The organism is Enterobacter sp. 186315 (assembly GCF_053290175.1).
In genome coordinates this window covers 226010-247201 of sequence record NZ_JBPTTK010000005.1, presented here as the reverse complement: position 1 = coordinate 247201, position 21192 = coordinate 226010, and the positions used below count along the sequence as shown (strand labels likewise).

Genomic DNA, 21192 nt, shown 5'->3' with positions numbered 1-21192 from the left:
TACGCTTACCGGGCCTACGGTTTTGTAGGCCGGGTAAGGCAAAGCCGCCACCCGGCACTGCTCAGAGTTGCGAAAATCCCCCGTCCCCCACCCATCCCGCAAGCCGTGAATAGACCACCTCCACCGCCTCTTTGACCGGCGGCGTCATCGGGTAATAAAACCCAACGATGTCCGGCTGAATGCCCAAAAACAGCACCTCGCCCACGTCGTCCCTGATCTGATCCACAAGGTAGTTCAGCGGCATGTTGTGGGTGGTCATCATAAACATCTCGGCGATGTCGTCCGGGTCGATCAGGCGGATCTCGCCGGGGTTAAGCCCCATGTCGGTGGCATCGACAATCAGCAGCCGGTCCGGGCGCAGCTCGCGAATGGCGACCACGTCGTTTTCCGGCGCGCTGCCGCCATCAATTACTACCCAATTTCCCTGCGGGTTCGCGGCGCACATCTCTGCCAGCAGCGGGCCCGCGCCGTCGTCGCCCATCATGCTGTTGCCGACACACAGTAAAACGTCAGTCACGTAATCTCCTCACCATCAGGTAGATGGCGCTCTCCTGATGAATATCGTGCAGCATGGAGAGCAGGGTTTTGCTCCACGCCTGCTGCTCGGGGGTTTGTCTGCTAAGAGCCGCATCAAAGGCGTTAGCCAGCATCGCAATGTGGTTGGCGTCGATAACGATCTCGCCGTATTTCGGCACCCCCTCCATTTTGCGCCGCGCGGTGCTGCCCTCCTCCAGCGTGCCAATCCACGCCAGATACGCGTCCCACGGGCAGCTTAACGCCGCCTCCAGGCAGTCGATGACGCCGAGGTGGTGCCCAATCGCCAGGCTGTAATAAACCACCTGCTGCGCCGCATCAGGCGTGGCGTCGTTCTCGTCAATAAACTTACGGCTCAGCTGGCTGAACACCACCGTTTCACTCATCGGATACGCGCCTCGTCTACCACCTGATTCAGGTTCGCCACAATCTCGTTCAGACGCGGATCGTTTTCCGCCTCCAGCCAGCGGGCGACCTGATGATCGCCCTGGCTCAGCAGGCGCAGATAATCGTCGGCTATCTGACGACCATAGCGATAGCCCGCCAGCCTGCGCGCCATCCGGTCGACCTTCACGCGCAGCGGCTGCACCATGTCCGGATGCAAAATGGTGGCGGGCTGGCTGTCGATTTCCGACGGCTCGCGGGCGTGGATTTTCTGCTCCAGCAGGCCAAGCGCCATCGCAAAGCCGTACAGCGTGGCGGCAGGCGTTGGCGGGCAGCCCGGAATATAGACGTCCACCGGGACGATTTTATCGGTGCCGCCCCAGACGCAGTACAGATCGTGGAAGATGCCGCCGCTGTTGCCGCACGCCCCGTAGGAGATGCAGATTTTCGGATCCGGCGCAGACTGCCAGGCGCGCAGCGCGGGGGAGCGCATCGCGCGAGTGACCGCGCCGGTAAACAGCAGAATGTCCGCGTGACGCGGGGACGGCACCACCTTGATGCCGAAGCGTTCGGCGTCGAACAGCGGCGACAGGGTAGCGAAGATCTCGATTTCGCAGCCGTTACAACCGCCGCAGTCCACGCGGTAGACGTAGGCCGAACGTTTGATTTTTTTCAGCAGCGACGCCTTCATGCTGGCGATGGATTCGTCCACCGTCATCGGCACCGGAATGCCCCGCTCGTCGCGCGGCCCGAGTAAGTTTTCCATCAGCTGGCCTCTCTCATATGGCGGGTTAAGTCGATGCGGTCAGACGGCAGCAGGCATTTCTGACGCTTGCACTCCGGGCAGGTTTCGAAGCTTTCCCGGTGGTGCTCCGCCCGCACGTCGCCGTTGTGTTTCAGCAGCGCGATGGCGTAGTCGATCTCTTTTTGCACGGCGAAAGGCCGCTGGCAGACGCGGCAGTGGCAGATGTCAAAGCGCGACTGTTGCAGGAAGTCTTCTTTCTTCCACACCGCCAGCTCAAACTCCTGGGACAGACGGATCGCCGCCGCCGGGCAGACCTCTTCGCAGCGGCCGCAAAAGATGCAGCGCCCGAGGTTGAACTGCCAGCCGAGCGTCCCGGTCGCCAGATCGGTTTCCACCGTCAGGGCGTTCGACGGGCAGGCATTTACGCAGGCCGCGCAGCCGATGCACTGCTGCGGATTATGCTCCGGCTTGCCGCGAAAGTTTTTGTCCACCGGCATTGGCTCCAGCGGATAGCTGCTGGTGGGTGTGCCGGTTTTGATCACTTTTTTGATAAAGGTAAACATGTTTACTCCTGCTTTCGTGCGGTTCTCTGACCCTCACCCTAGCCCTCTCCCTGAAAGGGAGAGGGAACCGTTCGCCCCCTCGCCCCTTTGGGGAGAGGGTCGGGGTGAGGGGTTACATACCGCACAACATCAACTATTTCAGCGGCGAGTTCTTGCGCTCGATGCTGTAGCGTTCAAGCTCTTTGTACGGCACCACCTGGCTTTTCTTCTTGCGCACGTCCACCACGGTCATGCGGTCGGTGCAGGAGTAGCACGGGTCGAGGCTGCCGATGATCAGCGGCGCGTCCGACACGGTGTTGCCGCGCAGCATGTAGCGCAGCGTCGGCCAGTTGGCGTAGGTCGCCGCACGGCAGCGCCAGCGGTAGAGCTTCTGGTTGTCGCCGGTCATGCTCCAGTGGATGTCGTCCCCGCGCGGCGCTTCGGCAAAGCCGAGGGCGAAGCGGTTCGGAATGTAGGTAAAGCCTTCCACCATCAGCGGGCCGCCCGGCAGGTTGTCCAGACCAAAGTCGATCATGTTGAGCGCGGTAAAGACCTCGTTGATACGCACCTTGAGGCGGGAAATGACGTCGCAGCCCTGCTCGCTGTGTACCGTCATCGGCAGCAGGCCGTAGCCGACGAACGGGTGATCGGCGCGGGTATCGCGGGCGTGGCCGCTGGCGCGCACCATCGGGCCGACGTTGCTGAAGTCGCGGGCGATCTGCGGATCAAGACGGCCGATCCCCACGGTGCGCTGCTCGATGTTTGGCGTGCTCAGCAGCATGTCCACCAGCTCCTGCACGTCGCGGCGCATCTGCTGCGCCAGCAGGCGGGTCTGGATCATGTCGTCTTTCAGCAGGTCGCGACGGATCCCGCCGATCAGGTTCAGGCCGTAGGTTTTACGCGCCCCGGTGAGGATCTCCGCCATCTTCATGGAGGCTTCACGCACGCGGAAGAACTGCATAAACCCGGAGTCAAAGCCGACGAAGTGGCAGGCCAGGCCGAGGTTCAGCAGGTGCGAGTGCAGGCGTTCCACTTCAAGGAGAATGGCGCGGATCATCTGCGCGCGCTCCGGCACCACGATCCCCATGCCGTTTTCCACCGAGGTGGTGTAGGCGGTGCTGTGGGCAAAGCCACAGATGCCGCACACGCGGTCGGACAGGAAGGTGACTTCGTTGTAGCCCATGCGGGTTTCCGCCAGCTTTTCCATGCCGCGATGGACGTAGAACAGGCGGTAGTCGGCGTCGATAATGTTTTCGCCGTCAACGAACAGGCGGAAGTGGCCCGGCTCATCGGAGGTGACGTGCAGCGGGCCAATCGGCACCACGTTGTTCTTCTTGCTGCCCAGCTCGTTGATGAACTCGTAGGTTTCGCTGTCGGTGGTCGGCGCCGGGCGCTGACGGTAGTCCATGCTGTCTTTACGCAGCGGATAGAGTTCGTCCGGCCAGTCGTCCGGCAGCACCAGACGTCGCTCGTCCGGCAGGCCGACCGGCACCAGGCCGTACATGTCGCGCACTTCACGCTCGCCCCACACGGCGGCAGGCACGCGCGGCGTCACGGACGGGTATTCCGGCTTGTTCGGATCCACCTCTACGCGCACCGTGAGCCAGCACTTCTCGCTCTGCTCCATCGACATCACGTAGTAGACCGCGTAATTGCCGCACAGCTGGCGCTCGTCGTTACCGAACAGCACCGACAGCCAGCCGCCCTGCTGGTAGTAAAGAAACTCCACCACTTCCGGCAGGTAGTTCACCTTCACGGTGATCGTTATCTGGTCTTTGGTTTGCCAGGACTCGTCCAGCACCACGCCGGGAAACGCCTGATGTAACGCGGCAAGATACTGCTGACCTTTCTTTTCTTCAGACATAAAAACTCTCTTCAATCACGCAACCAGCAAGGAGACAAACGCTAAAAATGCAAACCCGAAACCGGCCCAGGTGATGCGCGAGGTGGCTGCAAAGCGCAGGCGCGCCATGCTGTTTTCAAACAGGGCGATGACCAGCACGCCAATAAGCAGTTTCAGGACGGCAACGACCACCGCCAGCAGCAGGCCGCCCACGGAGAAGTGCAGCATCTGCCCCCACGGGAAGAAGACGCCGACGAACATCTGCAACACCACCAGCTGCTTGAGGCTGATGCCCCACTTCAGCACCGCAAAGCCGTAGCCGCTGTATTCGGTCAGCGGCCCTTCCTGTAATTCCTGCTCCGCTTCCGCGAGGTCAAACGGCAGTTTGCCCATCTCGATAAAGGTGGCGAACGCGCAGGCGCACAGGGCCAGCACCAGCGGAATGGAGCGGGCAACCGGCCAGTGATAAAGGGTGTCGGTGATATAGCTGATGTGGGTCGAGCCCGCGACCTGTGCGGCAACCCACAGTCCCAGCAGCAGGATGGGCTCCACCAGCACACCAAGCATCGCCTCGCGGCTGGCGCCGATCCCGGTGAACGGGCTACCGGTATCCAGCCCCGCAATCGCAAAGAAGAAACGGGCGATGGCGAAGAGGTAAATCAGCGTAATCAGATCGCCGAGCACCGGCAGCGGCGAGCCGACGGTCACCACCGGCAGCGCGGTAGCGATGGTCAGCATCACGCCCACCATCACGAACGGCGTGAGGCGGAAGACCCAGCCTGCCGCATCCGGGGCGACGCTCTGGCGCGAGAGCAGCTTGAACAGGTCGCGGTACTCCTGAAGCACGCCAGGCCCGCGACGGTTATGCATCCGGGCGCGCGCCACGCGCGTGATGCCCGAAAGCAGCGGCGCGGCGGCGAATAACACCAGCGCCTGAAGTATTGCCAGTAACAGACTCATGTCAGGCTCCTCGTGAAATCACAATCACTACCAGCACCGCCAGCTCGATCAGCGCCAGGCGGCGGAACAGCACGGGGGCGGCAGCGCTCTGCCAGCCCGGCACCCAGCCCACCGGGTTCAGCCAGTGGCGCAGCTTCAGCACGGCGGCAAAGTTCTCTTTCACCGGCATGGCGAAGCCGTGGGCGGTAATCACCATCGACTGTTCATGCTCGTAGCCGCAGGCCCACGCCGCGCCGCGCGAGCGGGAGGCAAGGCGGTCGCGTTTGAAGAACAGCATCAGGATGAACGGCAGCAGCGGCGCGCCAATCAGCAGCAGGGTCATCATCGGCTGCGACACCACGGTATGCGCGGTAACAAGCGGCAGCGGGATCGCATGGCCGAGCAGCGGCAGCAGCCACGGGGCCGCCACGCCGCCCGCAATGCAGCACAGCGCCATCGCCACCACGCTCGTCGCCATCAGCACCGGGGCGCAGCAGGCCTTTTCCGCCTCCCGCGTGCGCGGCGCGCCGAGGAAGGTAACGCCGTAGACTTTTGCCATACACATCACCGCCAGCGCCCCGGTAATCGCCAGCCCCACCGCCAGCAGCGGCCCTAACAGGCGGGCAATAAAGACGTTGCTCTGACCGAGCGCGAAGAAGGACTGGTAAATCACCCACTCCCCGGCAAAACCGTTGAGCGGCGGGAGCGCGGCCATCGCCATCAGCCCCACCAGCATGGCGAGCGAGATAAGCGGCATTTTTTTGCCAATGCCGCCGAGCTTTTCGATATCCCGATGCCCGGTGCGGTACCAGACGCTGCCTGCACCCAGGAACAGGGTGCTTTTAAACAGGCTATGGTTAACGAGGTGATACAGGCCACCGATAAACCCGGCGGCGATCAGCGCAGGCTGGTTGAGCGCCAGCCCGGTCACGCCCGCCCCAAGGCCCAGCAGGATGATGCCGATGTTCTCCAGGGTGTGATAGGCCAGCAGCCGCTGGATGTTATGCTCCATCAGGGCGTACAGGCCGCCGACGAAGGCGGTAACCATTCCCGCCACCAGCAGCACCACGCCCCACCACAGCGGCGGCTGGCCGCCGGTCAGGGTGAGCGCAAGAATGCCGTACAGCCCCACCTTCATCACCACGGTCGAAAACAGCGCCGCCGCAGGGGCTGAGGCGTTAGCGTGCGCCTGCGGCACCCAGCCGTGTAGCGGAATGATGCCCGCCAGCAGGCCAAAGCCCGCCACGCCCAGCAGCCAGACGTCGTTGCCAAGCGCTCGACCATTCAACGCCGCAAAGTCCAGGGTGCCGAAGCGCTGCCACACCAGCCAGCAGGCCAGCGCCAGCAGCAGCGTGCCGAGGCGGCCCAGCGCAAACCACAGCTTGCCGGAGGCGCTACAGCCGGTCAGGAACACGCCGCACAGGGCCATAATTTCCGCCATCACCACCAGCGCACCCAGGTTGCTGGCGATCGTCGTACACACGGCGGCGGCCATCAGCAGGTTGACCAGCAGGCCGTTGGCTTTGGTCTTCTCATGGCGGTGCCAGTCGATATTAAACAGGCTGATAAACAGCCCGCACAGGCCGAAGGTCACCAGCCAGATGGCGTTCAGCGGCGTCAGTAATACCGCGTGGCGCACCAGCGGCATGACCGCGTCGACGGACTGCCCGTCGAGCAGCACGACCCCGCCTGCGGCGAGGGTCATCAGGCTGCCAACCGCCCCGCCAATCCCGGCAATCCAGCCGCTCAGGGTTTTATGAAAAGAGAAGATTAGCGCCAGAACGGCGGCGGCAACAAAGTACGCCACGGCGCTGTTAATCATCGTCACAGCGTTCATTTCGCCCCCTCCTGATGTGCCTGAAGCAGCGACAGATCGCCAAAATCGGTATTGATGGTCAGTTCGCGCTTGCGTCTGCTGGTGCGGGCGATATCGCGAATATTTACCAGAATCAGCGCTTTGGTCGGGCAGGTGCGCACGCAGGCCGGGCCTTCTTCATCGAAGCTGCACAGGTCGCACTTCACGGCGATGGCGCGCACGCCCGGCACCCAGTCCAGCAGGGAGCTGACGCGTGCCGGAGCCGGTGGCGCGGGCGGTGCTTTCGGGGTGTTGGCGTTAGCCGGAATATGCAGCGGACGGCTGCCGGAAAACTCAATGGCCCCGAACGGGCAGGCGATGGCGCACAGCTTGCAGCTCACGCACAAGCTTTCATTAAGCTGTACCGCGCCATCGACGCGGGTGATGGCGTTCACCGGACAGACGCCCGCGCACGGGGCATCTTCACAGTGGTGGCAGAGCTGCGGGGCAGACTCTTTTTCGTTACGCATAACGCGCAGACGCGGCATTGACTGCAACCCGTGCAGGCGATGGGTTTCCGAACACGCCGCCTCACAGGTGCGACAGCCAATACAGACCGTCGAGTCAGCAATTACAAAACGGTTCACCGGGCAATCCTCTGGTGATGGTCATTTTTGACGAAAAACTGTCTTATCGACACTTCTCGACACGCACACATCAGGCAACGTTGGCCGACGCTTTTTCGCTTACCAGCTGGCGCAGATTGACCGGCAGGTCGTGTTCCACGGCGGTATACAGGCCGTTGTAAACCGGCGCGATTTTTTCCAGATAATGTTCCAGCACCTGCTGGCGATCGCGGTTGCTGACGTGGCCATCCACCATGCCGTCGGCCATCAGTTCTGCCTGCGCAATGCGTTGTTTTTCGCCGTCTTTTGTCTCGACGTAGTACTCAATGGTGTGGCTGTTAAAGCTGTCTGCCAGGGTGACGTAAATCGTAAAGTGGCCGAACAGCACGAAGCGCATGTCCCCCTGCGCCGCACAGCTCATGGCGTGGTGCAGACGGGCCTTCGACAGGGTGATCCCCTGTACCAGAGAGTTACAGTACAGGTGCCACTGCTCCTGGAGCTGCTGATGCCGTTGCGCGATGTAGTCTGCTTTTTCGCTGATTTCCCAAATAGTCATGTCAGGGTTCCGGTTGATGGAGATAGCCCTGTTAAGCAGATTCCATGCCAATTTTTAATTAATTGATTTCACAAGGTTTTACTTTTCACACTGCTGTCGTGGCGGCACTGTCGACGTGTCATTTCGACAGCATTGACATCGTCACGCCCTGACAAAAACCAAGCTGGCATCGTTATTGCATTAATGGGCCAATTCATTGAGGAGGCGTCATGCACGAAATCACCCTCTGCCAGCGGGCCCTGGAACTTATTGAGCAGCAGGCAGTACAGAACAGCGCAACGCGCGTGACCGGGGTCTGGCTAAAAGTCGGGGCATTTTCCTGCGTCGAAACCAGCGCCCTCACCTTTTGCTTTGAGCTGGTGTGCCGCGGCACGCTGGCGGAAGGCTGCGAGCTGCATATTGAAGAGCAGCAGGCGGAGTGCTGGTGCGAGCAGTGTCAGGAGTACGTCACGCTGCTGTCGTCTAAGGTTCAGCGCTGTCCGCAGTGCCAGAGCACCGGGCTTCGCATCGTGGCGGATGACGGAATGCAAATTCAACGTCTCGAAATCGAGAGGAATTAACTATGTGCAGTACCTGCGGTTGCGCTGAAGGCAACCTCTATATAGAAGGGGACGAGCATCGTCCTCACTCGGCGTTTCGCTCCGCCCCGTTCTCCCCTGCCCCGCGTCCGGCGGCGGCCTTAACCGGCATCAGCTTTGCGCCGCAACGATCGGATGCAGGCGATCTGCATTACGGCCACGGCGAAGCGGGCACCCACGCGCCGGGCATCAGCCAGCGCCAGATGCTGGAGGTGGAAATCAACGTGCTGGATAAAAACAACCAAATTGCCGCCCGCAACCGCGCCCGTTTCGCCGCGCGTAACCAGCTGGTGCTGAACCTGGTTTCCAGCCCCGGTTCCGGCAAAACCACCCTGCTGACCGAAACGCTTAAGCGGCTCAACGCACGGGTCTCCTGCGCTGTCATTGAAGGAGACCAGCAGACGGTCAACGACGCCGCGCGCATTCGCGAAACCGGCACCCCGGCGATCCAGGTTAATACCGGCAAGGGCTGCCACCTGGACGCGCAGATGATTGCCGAGGCCGCCCCGCGTCTTCCCGTGGAAGATAACGGCATTCTGTTTATTGAAAACGTCGGCAACCTGGTCTGCCCGGCGAGCTTTGACCTGGGGGAACGGCATAAGGTGGCGGTGCTTTCCGTCACCGAAGGCGAGGACAAACCGCTCAAATATCCGCATATGTTTGCCGCCGCCTCCATCATGCTGCTGAACAAGGTCGACCTGCTGCCGTACCTGAATTTCGACGTGGAGAAGTGCCTGGCCTGCGCCCGGGAGGTCAACCCGGACATTCAGATCCTGCTGGTTTCCGCCACCCGCGGCGACGGCATGGAGGCCTGGCTGAACTGGCTGGAGAGCGAACGATGTGCATAGGCGTACCGGGTCAAATCCAGTCCATTGAGGGCAATCAGGCCAGGGTTGAGGTGTGCGGCGTGCTGCGCGACGTCGACCTGACGCTGGTGGGCAGCGTGGACGAAAGCGGCGCGCCGCGCATCGGCCAGTGGGTGCTGGTCCACGTCGGCTTTGCGATGAGCGTGATTAACGAAGCCGAAGCCCGCGACACCCTTGAGGCGCTGCAAAACATGTTTGAGGTGGAGCCCGACGTCGGTGCCCTGCTGTACGGTGAGGAGCGATAGCCCATGCGTTACGTTGACGAATACCGCGCCCCGGAACAGGTAATGCAGCTAATCGATCACCTGAAATCCCGCGCGCGGCTTCTGGACTACACCGCCGAAAAACCGCTGCGCATCATGGAGGTGTGCGGCGGCCATACCCACGCCATCTTCAAATTTGGCCTCGACCAGCTGCTGCCCGCGAACATCGAGTTTATCCACGGCCCCGGCTGCCCGGTGTGCGTGCTGCCGATGGGGCGCATCGACAGCTGTATTGAAATTGCCGGCCAGCCTGACGTCATCTTTTGTACCTTCGGCGACGCGATGCGCGTGCCGGGAAAAAATGGCTCGCTGTTGCAGGCCAGAGCGCGCGGGGCGGACGTGCGCATCGTCTACTCGCCGATGGATGCCTTAACGCTGGCGGCGGATAACCCGGATCGCAAGGTGGTGTTTTTCGGCCTGGGATTCGAGACCACCATGCCCGCCACCGCCATCACTCTTCAGCAGGCAAAAGCGCGAAACATCGACAACTTTTTCTTCTTTTGTCAGCACATTACGCTTATCCCGACCCTGCGCAGCCTGCTCGACGAGCCGGACAACGGCATTGACGCCTTTCTGGCGCCGGGGCACGTCAGCATGGTCATTGGTACGGCGGCGTACGGTTTTATCGCCGATCGGTACAATCGCCCATTAGTGGTGGCTGGTTTCGAACCACTTGATCTACTGCAAGGCGTGACCATGCTGGTTGAGCAGAAAATAGCGTCCCTGAGCACGGTCGAAAATCAGTATCGCCGCGTGGTGCCGGACGCGGGTAATGCGCTTGCACAGCATGCGATTGCCGAGGTCTTTTGCGTCGAGGGCGACAGCGAATGGCGCGGTCTGGGGCTGATTGCCGAATCCGGCGTGCGCCTGACCCCGGCGTATCACGCGTTCGACGCCGAAGCGCATTTCCACCCGCAGCCGCAACAAGTTTGCGACGACCCGCGCGCCCGCTGCGGCGAGGTGCTCACCGGTAAATGTAAACCACATCAATGCCCGTTATTTGGCAACACCTGTAACCCGCAAACGGCTTTTGGCGCACTGATGGTGTCGTCGGAAGGGGCGTGCGCCGCGTGGTATCAGTATCGCAACCAGGAGTGTGAAGTATGAACAGGGTTGAAATGGCGCACGGCAGCGGCGGTCAGGCCATGCAGCAGCTGATTAACCGGCTGTTTATGGAGGCGTTCAACAACCCCTGGCTGGCCGAGCAGGAGGATCAGGCGCGTATCGATCTCGCCACCCTCACCGCCCAGGGCGACAGGCTGGCGTTTTCCACCGACAGCTACGTGATCGATCCGCTGTTCTTCCCCGGCGGCGATATCGGCAAGCTGGCGGTGTGCGGAACGGCAAACGACGTGGCGGTCAGCGGGGCGATCCCGCGCTTCCTCTCCTGCGGGTTTATCCTTGAAGAGGGGCTGCCGATGGAAACGCTGCAAACCGTGGTGAACAGCATGGCGCACACCGCGCGCGAGGCGGGGATTGCCATCGTCACCGGTGATACCAAAGTGGTGCAGCGCGGCGCGGCGGATAAGATGTTCATCAACACCGCCGGAATGGGCGCTATCCCGGCGGATGTTCACTGGGGCGCGCAGCGGCTCGGCGTGGGGGACGTGCTGATCGTCAGCGGCACCCTCGGCTGCCACGGGGCGACGATCCTGAATTTGCGTGAAGGCTTAGGGCTGGACGGAGAGCTGCAAAGCGACTGCGCGGTGCTGACGCCGCTTATCCAGACCCTGCGCGACGTGCCGGGCGTGAAGGCCCTGCGCGACGCCACGCGCGGCGGCGTGAATGCCGTGGTGCATGAGTTCGCGGCAAGCTGCGGCTGCGGAATCGAACTGACCGAGCGCGGGCTGCCGGTGAAACCCGCCGTGCGCGGGCTGTGCGAGCTGCTTGGCCTCGATCCGCTAAACTTTGCTAACGAGGGCAAGCTAGTGATTGGCGTGGCGCGTGACGCCGCCGACGCGGTGCTGGCGCAGTTACGGGCGCATCCGTCAGGAAAAGACGCCGCCATCATCGGTGAAGTGGTCGAGCGCAAAGGGGTGCGCCTGACCGGGCTGTACGGCGTGAAGCGCACGCTGGATCTGCCGCACGCCGAACCCTTACCCCGGATCTGCTAGAGCCGCGCCAAAAGCGGTCAGCAGCGAATTTCTCTTTTTGCCAGTTTCAATTGGAAAGCAATGATGCCGTATACACCGATGAGCGATCTTGGACAGCAGGGCCTGTTTGACATCACGCGCACTCTTTTACAGCAGCCCGATCTCGGCGCGCTCAGCGATGCCCTGACCCGGCTGGTCAGGCAGTCCGCGCTGGCCGACAGCGCCGCGATTGTGCTCTGGCATGGCGGGAATCATCGCGCGAGCTATTTTTCCGCCCGGGATAACGGCAAACCCTTTGAATACGAGGATGAAACCATTCTGGCGAACGGCCCGGTACGCCGCATCCTCTCGCGCCCGGAAGCCCTGCATTGCAGCTATGACGAATTTCAACAGGCCTGGCCGATGCTGGCGCAGAGCACGCTTTATCAGCCTTTCGGCCACTACTGCCTGCTGCCGCTGGCGGCGGAAGGGCGTATTTTTGGCGGCTGCGAGTTTATCCGTCAGGCCGATCAGCCCTGGAGCGAGGCGGAGTATGAGCGCCTGCACACCTTCACCCAGATTGTCGGCGTGGTGGCAGAGCAGATCCAGAGCCGGGTGACCAATAACGTCGACTACGACCTGCTGAGCCGCGAGCGCGACAACTTCCGCATTCTGGTGGCGATCACCAACGCCGTCCTGTCGCGCCTCGACATGGATGAGCTGGTCAGCGAAGTGTCGAAAGAGATCCACCACTACTTCAAAATCGATGCGATAAGCATCGCGCTGCGCAGCAACCGCAAGGGCAAGCTCAACCTCTACTCCACGCACTATATTGACGAAGCCAATCCGGCCCACGAGCAGAGCGAGGTGGACGAAGCGGGTACCCTCTCCGAGCGGGTATTCAAAAGCAAAGAGATCCTGCTGCTCAACCTCAACGAACGCGATGCGCTGGCCCCCTATGAACGGATGCTGTTCAACGCCTGGGGCACTAAAATTCAGACCCTGTGCCTGCTGCCGCTGATGTCCGGCAACACCATGCTCGGCGTGCTGAAGCTGGCCCAGTGTGAAGAAGGCGTCTTCACCACCGCCAACCTGAAGCTGCTGCGCCAGATCGCCGAACGTATCTCTATCGCGCTGGATAACGCCCTGGCCTATCAGGAGATCCATCGCCTCAAAGAGCGGCTGGTGGATGAAAACCTGGCGCTGACCGAGCAGCTTAACAACGTCGACAGCGAGTTCGGCGAAATCATCGGTCGCAGCGACGCGATGTACAGCGTGCTCAAGCAGGTTGAGATGGTGGCGCAAAGCGACAGCACGGTGCTGATTCTGGGCGAAACCGGCACCGGCAAAGAGCTGATTGCCCGGGCAATCCACAACCTCAGCAACCGCAACAGCCGCCGGATGGTGAAGATGAACTGCGCCGCCATGCCCGCCGGACTGCTGGAAAGCGACCTCTTCGGCCACGAGCGCGGGGCGTTTACCGGGGCCAGCAGCCAGCGTCTGGGGCGCTTTGAACTGGCGGATAAAAGCTCGCTGTTCCTGGATGAAGTGGGGGATATGCCGCTGGAGCTCCAGCCTAAACTGCTGCGCGTGTTGCAGGAACAGGAGTTCGAACGCCTCGGCAGCAACAAGCTTATTCAGACCGACGTGCGCCTGATTGCCGCCACCAACCGCGACCTCAAAAAAATGGTTGCCGACCGCGAGTTCCGCAGCGACCTGTACTATCGCCTGAACGTCTTCCCGATCTGCCTGCCGCCGCTGCGCGAGCGTCCGGAAGATATTCCGCTGCTGGTCAAAGCCTTCACCGCTAAAATTGCGCGCCGCATGGGGCGGAACATCGACAGTATTCCGGCCGAAACCTTACGCACGCTCTCTTCAATGGAGTGGCCGGGCAACGTGCGCGAGCTGGAAAACGTGATTGAGCGCGCGGTGCTGTTAACGCGCGGCAGCGTGCTGCAACTCTCCCTGCCCGAAGTGACGCTGCCGGACGAACCCCGCGTTGCCGCAGAGGTGGCGCAGGAGGGCGAGGATGAATACCAGCTCATTATGCGGGTGCTGAAAGAGACGAACGGCGTGGTCGCCGGGCCGAAAGGGGCGGCGCAGCGCCTGGGACTGAAGCGCACCACCCTGCTCTCGCGCATGAAGCGGCTGGGCATTGATAAAGAGCGCCTGGCGTAAGCGCTATTTTTTAGGGCGGTACTTTTCCGGCAGTTCGGGGACCGGACGGCGATCGTCAATCAGATGGCGGATCGTCAGGATCGGGTGACGCCATAACATGCGCGGCCCGGCCCAGCGCATCACCTGTTTCATCTCTTCCCGTCGGGCAGGCTGATAGCAGTGTACCGGACATTGTTTGCAGGCGGGTTTTTCCTCACCAAACACGCACTTATCCAGGCGCTTATCCGCGTAAGCGTTAAGCGCCTGATAGTGCCCCTCTTCGCGCGACGCCTGCGGACACCGCTGCTCATACAGGGCGATCATTTTCGCGATGGTCTCTTTTTCTCGGGTAATGCGTTTTCCAGACATAGCGGGATACCGAACAATAAAGTGCATTTATAATACCATTTTGTTCATGCGGTTTCAGTCGTTGCATTTCGTTTGCTGAAGATGCCTTCCAGTTTTATACCTTCCCCTCCCGATTTTTACTGGTATTTTATACAGGCAATACGGACGCAGCCATCGGAGACCCTATGCCACAAATCGTGATATCCAGACCGCTTCGCCACCTGAAGGTGGGCTATTTCAGAAAGCGCCATGAGAACCGCCGAACCAAAATCCCGACGCGCTACAGCGTTCACGCGGCGCTTAGCCTGAAAGGCGACTGGCTTGAAGAGGCCGGATTTACCACCAATTCGCAGGTCAGAGTGGGCGTTCAGCACGGAAAAATCGTCATTGAGCTAATGCCGGAAGGCGTCTCGTAAAGGCGCGACATTTTGCTGCGCCGCGCCATTTTTTCATGCGACAATAGAGGGAACTAACGACCAGCGAGTCGCTCAAAACGCATTATTATCAAAGAAATGGATATCAGCACTCCATGACCACAATCGACAATTTCGACGCGCATACCCCCATGATGCAGCAGTACCTGAAGCTTAAAGCTCAGCATCCGGAAATCCTGCTGTTCTATCGTATGGGCGATTTTTACGAGCTTTTTTATGACGATGCCAAACGCGCATCGCAGCTGCTCGACATCTCCCTGACCAAACGCGGTGCCTCTGCGGGCGAGCCGATCCCGATGGCGGGCATTCCGCATCACGCGGTAGAAAACTACCTGGCGAAGCTGGTCAATCAGGGCGAATCCGTGGCGATTTGCGAGCAGATTGGCGATCCGGCGACCTCGAAAGGCCCGGTGGAGCGCAAAGTGGTGCGCATCGTGACGCCCGGCACCATCAGTGATGAAGCCCTGTTGCAGGAGCGCCAGGATAACCTGCTGGCCGCCCTCTGGCAGGACAGCAAGGGCTTTGGTTACGCCACGCTGGATATCAGCTCCGGGCGTTTTCGCCTGAGCGAACCGGCCGATCGCGAAACCATGGCCGCCGAGCTGCAACGCACTAACCCGGCCGAGCTGCTATACGCCGAAGATTTTGCCGAAACCTCGCTGATTGAAGGCCGTCGCGGCCTGCGCCGTCGTCCGCTGTGGGAGTTTGAAATTGATACCGCGCGCCAGCAGTTGAATCTGCAATTCGGCACGCGCGACCTGATTGGGTTTGGCGTGGAAAACGCCTCGCGCGGCCTGTGCGCCGCCGGTTGTCTGCTGCAATACGTGAAAGACACTCAGCGCACGTCCCTGCCGCACATCCGTTCCATCACCATGGAGCGCCAGCAGGACAGCATCATTATGGATGCCGCCACCCGCCGTAACCTGGAGATCACCCTGAATCTGGCGGGCGGCGTGGAAAATACCCTCGCCTCCGTACTCGACAGCACCGTAACGCCGATGGGCAGCCGTATGCTCAAGCGCTGGCTGCACATGCCGATTCGTAATACCGAAACGCTAATCAGCCGCCAGCAGACGATCGCCGCCTTGCAGGACCGCTCCACGGAGCTGCAACCGGTGCTGCGTCAGGTGGGCGATCTGGAGCGTATCCTGGCGCGTCTGGCGCTGCGTACCGCGCGCCCCCGCGACCTCGCCCGGATGCGTCATGCCTTCCAGCAGCTTCCTGAACTGCGCGCTCAGCTAGCCGACGTTGACAGCGCACCGGTGCAGAAGCTGCGCGACACCATGGGCGAGTTTAGCGAACTGCGCGAGCTGCTTGAGCGCGCCATCATCGACGCCCCACCGGTTCTGGTGCGCGATGGGGGCGTCATTGCCCCGGGCTATAACGAAGAGCTGGACGAGTGGCGTGCGCTGGCCGATGGCGCAACGGACTACCTCGACAAGCTGGAGATCCGCGAGCGTGAGCGCCTGGGTCTCGACACCCTGAAAGTGGGCTACAACGCGGTTCACGGGTACTACATTCAGATCAGCCGTGGGCAGAGCCATCTGGCGCCTATCCACTACGTGCGCCGTCAGACGCTGAAAAACGCCGAGCGCTACATCATTCCTGAGCTGAAAGAGTACGAAGACAAAGTTCTGACCTCGAAAGGCAAAGCGCTGGCGCTGGAAAAACAGCTGTATGACGAGCTGTTCGACATGCTGATGCCGCATCTTGCCGATCTGCAATCAAGCGCCAGCGCGCTGGCGGAGCTGGACGTGCTGGTGAACCTCGCGGAACGTGCTGACGCCCTGAACTACACCTGTCCGACCTTTACCGACAAGCCCGGCATTCGCATTACCGAAGGCCGCCATCCGGTGGTGGAGCAGGTGCTGAACGAACCGTTTATCGCCAACCCGCTGAGCCTGTCGCCGCAGAGAAGAATGCTGATCATTACCGGCCCGAACATGGGCGGTAAAAGTACCTATATGCGCCAGACCGCGCTTATCGCGCTGCTGGCCTATATCGGCAGCTACGTGCCCGCGCAAAAGGTAGAGATTGGCCCTATCGACCGCATCTTCACCCGCGTGGGCGCGGCGGATGATCTGGCCAGCGGGCGTTCAACCTTCATGGTGGAAATGACCGAAACCGCCAATATTCTGCATAACGCCACCGAACACAGCCTGGTGCTGATGGACGAAGTTGGACGCGGAACCTCCACCTACGACGGTCTGTCGCTGGCGTGGGCCTGCGCTGAGAATCTGGCTAATAAAATCAAGGCGATGACGCTGTTTGCCACGCACTATTTCGAGCTGACGCAGCTGCCGGAGAAAATGGAAGGCGTGGCAAACGTCCACCTCGACGCGCTGGAGCACGGCGATACCATCGCCTTTATGCATACGGTGCAGGAAGGTGCGGCAAGCAAGAGCTATGGACTGGCGGTCGCCGCGCTGGCGGGCGTGCCAAAAGAGGTGATTAAACGCGCGCGTCAAAAGCTGCGCGAGCTGGAAAGCTTGTCGCCAAACGCTGCGGCAACCCAGGTCGACGGCACGCAGATGTCGCTGCTGATGCCTGCGGAAGAGACGTCGCCTGCGGTTGAAGCACTGGAAAATCTCGACCCGGATTCGCTGACGCCACGTCAGGCGCTGGAGTGGATTTACCGGTTGAAGAGTCTGGTTTAGTTTTCTGCGGTCTGTTTTGTCGGGTGGCGGCTTCGCCTTACCCGACCTACAAAACCCGTAGGCCCGGTAAGCGCAGCGCCACCGGGCTTTTTTTAAAGCAATGGCGGGATCGTTGGTACCTGCGGCGCATCATCAATATCCTTCTGCGTCATGCGAAACGCTTCGGGATAATGCTCGCGGCTGGTACGGCGCAGCGGTTCGGTATCGCGCCAGGTATACAGGCAGTGCTGGCACTGATACACGGTCCAGACACCTTTCACCGGTGATGTCGCCATCACTTCAATATGCTCATCGGCACAACGTGGACAAATCATAATCCCCTCCTTATTTACGTGCGGCCAGCATGGCGGTCAGTTTTTCAGCCCAGGCCTTGGTTTCAGGCAGATCCTGTACCGGCTGGCTATAGTGGCCCCGGTTGTCCGGCGCGACAGGGGTGGTAGCATCGATGATCAGCTTGTCGGTGATCCCTGCCGGGCTGGAACCCGGATCAAGCTCCAGCACCGACATGTTCGGTAGCTGCACCAGATCGCCCGCCGGGTTCACTTTCGAGGACAGCGCCCACATCACCTGCGGCAGGTTGAACGGGTCAACGTCTTCATCCACCATAATGACCATCTTCACGTAGCCCAGACCGTGCGGTGTGGTCATGGCGCGTAAACCGACCGCGCGGGCAAAGCCGCCGTAGCGTTTTTTGGTGGAGATAATCGCCAGCAGACCGTGGGTGTACATCGCGTTCACCGCCTGCACTTCCGGGAACTCGGCCTTAAGCTGCTGATACAGCGGCACGCAGGTCGCAGGCCCCATCAGATAGTCAATTTCCGTCCACGGCATCCCCAGATAGAGGGATTCGAAAATGGGTTTGGTGCGGTAAGAGACTTTATCGATACGCACCACGGTCATGTTACGCCCGCCCGAGTAGTGGCCGGTAAACTCGCCGAACGGCCCTTCGATTTCGCGCTTGCGTCCTTCAATCACCCCTTCGAGGATCACTTCCGAGCCCCAGGGCACATCGAAACCGGTCAGCGGCGCGGTGGCAATCGGATACGGGCTCTCGCGCAGCGCGCCGGCCATCTCGTATTCGGACTGATCGTATTTCAGCGGCGTGGCGCCCATCAGCGTAATGATCGGATCGTTACCCAGGGTGATCGCAATCGGCAGATCTTCGCCCCGCTCTTCCGCTTTATGCAGGTGCAGCGCAATATCGTGCATCGGCACGGGTTGCAGCCCCAGCTTACGTTTGCCCTTCACCTCCATGCGGTAGATGCCGACGTTCTGCTTACCGAAGTGGTCCGGGTCGAGCGGATCGCGGGACACCACGCAGGCTTTATCGAGGTAAAAACCGCCGTCGCCGTCGTTGAGTCGAAACAGCGGCAGGATGTCGAACAGGTTAATGTCTTCTCCGTCGACGGTATTTTCGGCCCAAGCCGGGTTCGCGCGACGTTCAGGTGCAACAGGGAATTTGTCCCAGCGGCGGATAAACTCGTCAATCTGGCCCTTCACCGGCGTATTGGCTGGCAGCCCCAGCGAAATCGCGTGGTTTTGCCACGAGCCGATGGTGTTCATCACCACGCGGGCGTCGGTAAAGCCGCGAATATTATCGAACCACAGCGCGGGCGCGCCGTCGCCAATTCGCCCGGTGGCGTTAGCCGCTGCCGCCAGATCCGGCTCGGCGTTGACCTCTTCGTCAATTTTCAGCAGTTGCCCTTGCTCATCGAGCGCCTGTAAGAAGCTTCTCAAATCATCAAATGCCATCTTTTTTCTCCTGTGAAAAATGTTTCGCCGCCTGCAAACCGTTCCAGCGACGCGCTTTTTTATGCTCCAGACCGAACTGGTCGAGCACGCGGGTCACGATATGTTGGGTGATGTCATCAGCGGTTTGCGGGTGGTTGTAATACGCAGGCATCGGCGGCACCATCGCCACGCCCAGGCGGGAAAGCGCAAGCATGTTCTCCAGATGGATGGTGCTGAGCGGGGTTTCGCGCGGCACGAGCACCAGCTTGCGCCCCTCTTTCAGCACCACGTCAGCCGCGCGGCCCACCAGCCCTTCGGCATAGCCCGCGCGGATCCCCGCCAGCGTTTTCATGCTGCATGGGATAACAATCATGCCGTCGGTGCGAAACGAGCCGGACGAGATAGTGGCGGCCTGATCCGCCGGGCTGTGGACGACATCCGCGAGCGCAGCGACATCCTGCACCGTCCAGGGCGTTTCCAGCTCAATGGTGGTTTTCGCCCATTTCGACATCACCAGATGCGTTTCCACCTCCGGCATATCGCGCAGCGCCTGTAGTAACGCCACACCTAGCGGTGCGCCAGTCGCCCCCGTCATCCCCACAATCAATCTCATTCAGCACCTCAATTATCGTTCGTATACGAACATATTAAGTAAACTACTCCCGGATCCGGATGCTGGCAAGATCGTTCGTGCACGATCACACTAATTGTCAAAACCCGCCGCGTTAAAATCCCCGGCGATAACGGCTATCATAGAGACATCATTTTTAGGCCGGAGAGTTCATGGAACTGAGACACGAGGCGTTCCACCTGTTGCGTCAGCTTTTTCAACAGCATACCGCCCAGTGGCAGCAGGCGTTGCCGGAACTGACGAAACCGCAGTACGCGGTGATGCGCTCGGTTGCCGAAAATCCGGGCATCGAGCAGGTGGCCCTGACGGAAGTGGCGGTCAGCACTAAAGCCACGCTGGCAGAGATGCTGAGCCGGATGGAATCACGCGGGCTGGTAAAGCGCGAGCACGATCCTGCGGATAAGCGCCGCCGGTTTGTCTTTTTAACCCCGGAAGGTGAAGCGCTGCTTGAAAGCTGTAAACCGATTGGGAATGGCGTCGATGAGGCGTTTTTAGGGCGTCTTAGCAAGGCAGAACGGGAACAATTTTCTGTCCTGATCAAAAAGATGATGCACGACTAGCTAATCCTGGCGCGCATAAAATCGATAAACGTCCGCACCTTCGCGGGCACGTGCAGGGCATCCGGATATACGGCATAAATGCCCTGCTCTGCAAACGCGTACTCCGGTAAAAGCGCTACCAGCTCTCCTGCATCAAGCGCAGGTCGCACCAGCCATTCAGGCAGCAGCGCCACCCCTCCTCCGGCACGGGCGAACGCCATCAGCGCCTGCGCGCCGTCGGCATACAGACGCGGTGCTTTTTTGATTTCAAAAGAGACCTGATTTCCCTCGGCGTCTTTCACCTGCCAGCGCAGCGGTGAAGGCAAGCGCTCATGGATGATCCAGTCCGCCTGTGCCAGCTGCGCCAGCGATCCAACCGGATGGCCCGCAAGCCACGCGGGCGCGGCGACGGGCAGAATGGCAAAGTGCGAAATGAATGCCGCGTGGTAGCGTGAATCGGCGAGCGTCCCCAGCCGGATAGCGACGTCGAAACGCTCGGAGATCAAATCGGCATGTAAAGACGATGACGCATGGCGCACGCGAAGATCGGGATGCTGCTGGCTAAACTCGGCCAGCAGCGGAACCACAACCTGCGAACCGTACTCCGGCGTGGTGGTGATCCGCAATTCCCCGCTAAGTCCGGCGTGATCCGCACGGACATCATCCTGCAATCGTTCAGCCTCACTCAAAAGCGCCACGCTTCGCTGATGGAACAGCGCCCCCGCCTCGGTCAGGATCAGACTGCGGGTGGAGCGCAGCAGCAGCGTGACCCCGAGTTCATCCTCAAGCTGACGAACGTTGAAGCTGACCACCGCCTTTGTCAGCCCCATCGCCTCTGCGGCGGCGGTAAAACTTCCCGTATCCGCTACCGCAACAAACATGGCGGTACGCTGTAAATTCAGCACTGGCTGCCCTTATTAATGTCAAAATAATTTTGACATTGTATCGCACA

Annotated in this window: 23 protein-coding genes; 9 read left to right on the top strand and 14 right to left on the bottom strand. The window is 60.7% G+C overall.

Features of this window, described 5'->3' with window-relative positions; translation table 11 throughout:
* Nucleotides 1–61: 61 nt before the first annotated feature.
* The 9 genes from hycI to hycA all read right to left on the bottom strand — a co-directional run bounded on the left by hycI (nt 62) and on the right by hycA (nt 7964).
* A complete protein-coding gene (gene hycI, locus ACSVHP_RS08515; RefSeq protein ID WP_447551639.1) occupies nt 62–517 on the bottom strand; it encodes a hydrogenase maturation peptidase HycI in 456 nt (151 codons plus the stop codon).
* Complete coding sequence (locus ACSVHP_RS08510; protein ID WP_417316366.1) at nt 510–920, bottom strand: formate hydrogenlyase maturation HycH family protein; 411 nt, start codon at nt 918–920, stop codon at nt 510–512. The genes hycI and ACSVHP_RS08510 overlap by 8 nt, the downstream gene beginning before the upstream one ends.
* Complete coding sequence (locus tag ACSVHP_RS08505) at nt 917–1684, bottom strand: NADH-quinone oxidoreductase subunit B family protein (RefSeq protein ID WP_447551638.1); 768 nt, start codon at nt 1682–1684, stop codon at nt 917–919. The genes ACSVHP_RS08510 and ACSVHP_RS08505 overlap by 4 nt, the downstream gene beginning before the upstream one ends.
* Nucleotides 1684–2226 carry a formate hydrogenlyase complex iron-sulfur subunit gene (locus tag ACSVHP_RS08500; protein ID WP_447551637.1) on the bottom strand — a complete coding sequence of 181 codons (543 nt, stop codon included), beginning with the start codon at nt 2224–2226 and terminating at the stop codon, nt 1684–1686. The genes ACSVHP_RS08505 and ACSVHP_RS08500 overlap by 1 nt, the downstream gene beginning before the upstream one ends.
* Nucleotides 2227–2359: 133 nt before the next feature.
* Nucleotides 2360–4069 carry a hydrogenase large subunit gene (locus tag ACSVHP_RS08495; protein WP_447551636.1) on the bottom strand — a complete coding sequence of 570 codons (1710 nt, stop codon included), beginning with the start codon at nt 4067–4069 and terminating at the stop codon, nt 2360–2362.
* 15 nt (nt 4070–4084) lie between these two features.
* The gene (locus ACSVHP_RS08490; protein ID WP_417316372.1) at nt 4085–5008 is read right to left on the bottom strand and encodes a respiratory chain complex I subunit 1 family protein; all 924 of its coding nucleotides are present in this window, start codon (nt 5006–5008) and stop codon (nt 4085–4087) included.
* Nucleotide 5009: 1 nt separating this feature from the next.
* Nucleotides 5010–6824: a formate hydrogenlyase subunit 3 gene (gene hycC, locus ACSVHP_RS08485; RefSeq protein WP_447551635.1), complete on the bottom strand. Its 1815-nt coding sequence runs from the start codon at nt 6822–6824 to the stop codon at nt 5010–5012.
* Nucleotides 6821–7429 carry a 4Fe-4S dicluster domain-containing protein gene (locus tag ACSVHP_RS08480; RefSeq protein WP_417316376.1) on the bottom strand — a complete coding sequence of 203 codons (609 nt, stop codon included), beginning with the start codon at nt 7427–7429 and terminating at the stop codon, nt 6821–6823. Before ACSVHP_RS08480 ends, hycC begins: the two co-directional genes overlap by 4 nt.
* Nucleotides 7430–7499: 70 nt before the next feature.
* Nucleotides 7500–7964, bottom strand: coding sequence for a formate hydrogenlyase regulator HycA (gene hycA, locus ACSVHP_RS08475; protein ID WP_234676320.1), 465 nt, complete (start codon nt 7962–7964; stop codon nt 7500–7502).
* Between the two features lie 209 nt (nt 7965–8173).
* On the opposite strand from hycA, the gene hypA reads away from it, so the two are divergent.
* The 6 genes from hypA (at nt 8174) to flhA (ending at nt 13921) form a co-directional block, all read left to right on the top strand.
* Nucleotides 8174–8524, top strand: coding sequence for a hydrogenase maturation nickel metallochaperone HypA (gene hypA / locus ACSVHP_RS08470; RefSeq protein WP_234676322.1), 351 nt, complete (start codon nt 8174–8176; stop codon nt 8522–8524).
* 2 nt (nt 8525–8526) lie between these two features.
* Nucleotides 8527–9390, top strand: coding sequence for a hydrogenase nickel incorporation protein HypB (hypB, locus tag ACSVHP_RS08465; protein WP_447551634.1), 864 nt, complete (start codon nt 8527–8529; stop codon nt 9388–9390).
* Complete coding sequence (locus ACSVHP_RS08460; protein ID WP_234676326.1) at nt 9381–9653, top strand: HypC/HybG/HupF family hydrogenase formation chaperone; 273 nt, start codon at nt 9381–9383, stop codon at nt 9651–9653. The genes hypB and ACSVHP_RS08460 overlap by 10 nt, the downstream gene beginning before the upstream one ends.
* A 3-nt stretch (nt 9654–9656) precedes the next feature.
* Nucleotides 9657–10778 (top strand): hydrogenase formation protein HypD, encoded by a 1122-nt coding sequence (hypD, locus tag ACSVHP_RS08455; protein ID WP_447551633.1) that lies wholly within the window; start codon nt 9657–9659, stop codon nt 10776–10778.
* The gene (gene hypE, locus ACSVHP_RS08450; RefSeq protein WP_447551632.1) at nt 10775–11785 is read left to right on the top strand and encodes a hydrogenase expression/formation protein HypE; all 1011 of its coding nucleotides are present in this window, start codon (nt 10775–10777) and stop codon (nt 11783–11785) included. Before hypD ends, hypE begins: the two co-directional genes overlap by 4 nt.
* A 63-nt stretch (nt 11786–11848) precedes the next feature.
* Nucleotides 11849–13921, top strand: coding sequence for a formate hydrogenlyase transcriptional activator FlhA (flhA, locus tag ACSVHP_RS08445; RefSeq protein WP_447551657.1), 2073 nt, complete (start codon nt 11849–11851; stop codon nt 13919–13921).
* A gap of 3 nt (nt 13922–13924) precedes the next feature.
* On the opposite strand, the gene ACSVHP_RS08440 is transcribed toward flhA, so the two are convergent.
* Complete coding sequence (locus ACSVHP_RS08440) at nt 13925–14269, bottom strand: nitrous oxide-stimulated promoter family protein (protein WP_234676232.1); 345 nt, start codon at nt 14267–14269, stop codon at nt 13925–13927.
* Between the two features lie 164 nt (nt 14270–14433).
* Here ACSVHP_RS08440 and ACSVHP_RS08435 point away from each other — a divergent pair, with 164 nt between their 5' ends.
* Nucleotides 14434–14664: a SymE family type I addiction module toxin gene (locus ACSVHP_RS08435; RefSeq protein WP_447551631.1), complete on the top strand. Its 231-nt coding sequence runs from the start codon at nt 14434–14436 to the stop codon at nt 14662–14664.
* Nucleotides 14665–14777: 113 nt separating this feature from the next.
* Entirely contained in the window at nt 14778–17339 is a 2562-nt protein-coding gene (gene mutS / locus ACSVHP_RS08430) for a DNA mismatch repair protein MutS (RefSeq protein ID WP_417315803.1), read from the top strand.
* 92 nt (nt 17340–17431) lie between these two features.
* On the opposite strand, the gene ACSVHP_RS08425 is transcribed toward mutS, so the two are convergent.
* Genes ACSVHP_RS08425 through ACSVHP_RS08415 form a run of 3 tightly spaced genes read right to left on the bottom strand, consistent with a single transcriptional unit; the run spans nt 17432 to nt 19683 of the window.
* Nucleotides 17432–17653 (bottom strand): non-oxidative hydroxyarylic acid decarboxylases subunit D, encoded by a 222-nt coding sequence (locus ACSVHP_RS08425; protein WP_045261241.1) that lies wholly within the window; start codon nt 17651–17653, stop codon nt 17432–17434.
* 10 nt (nt 17654–17663) lie between these two features.
* On the bottom strand, nt 17664–19091 hold the full coding sequence (locus ACSVHP_RS08420; protein WP_417315800.1) for a non-oxidative hydroxyarylic acid decarboxylases subunit C: 1428 nt from the start codon (nt 19089–19091) through the stop codon (nt 17664–17666).
* Nucleotides 19081–19683, bottom strand: a complete 603-nt coding sequence (locus ACSVHP_RS08415; protein WP_234676224.1) for a non-oxidative hydroxyarylic acid decarboxylases subunit B — start codon at nt 19681–19683, stop codon at nt 19081–19083. The genes ACSVHP_RS08420 and ACSVHP_RS08415 overlap by 11 nt, the downstream gene beginning before the upstream one ends.
* Before the next feature lie 170 nt (nt 19684–19853).
* On the opposite strand from ACSVHP_RS08415, the gene ACSVHP_RS08410 reads away from it, so the two are divergent.
* The gene (locus ACSVHP_RS08410) at nt 19854–20261 is read left to right on the top strand and encodes a MarR family winged helix-turn-helix transcriptional regulator (protein WP_447551630.1); all 408 of its coding nucleotides are present in this window, start codon (nt 19854–19856) and stop codon (nt 20259–20261) included.
* Here ACSVHP_RS08410 and ACSVHP_RS08405 read toward each other — a convergent pair.
* The gene (locus ACSVHP_RS08405) at nt 20258–21145 is read right to left on the bottom strand and encodes a LysR substrate-binding domain-containing protein (protein WP_447551628.1); all 888 of its coding nucleotides are present in this window, start codon (nt 21143–21145) and stop codon (nt 20258–20260) included. The two genes, ACSVHP_RS08410 and ACSVHP_RS08405, sit on opposite strands and share 4 nt — an antisense overlap.
* Nucleotides 21146–21192 lie beyond the last annotated feature (47 nt).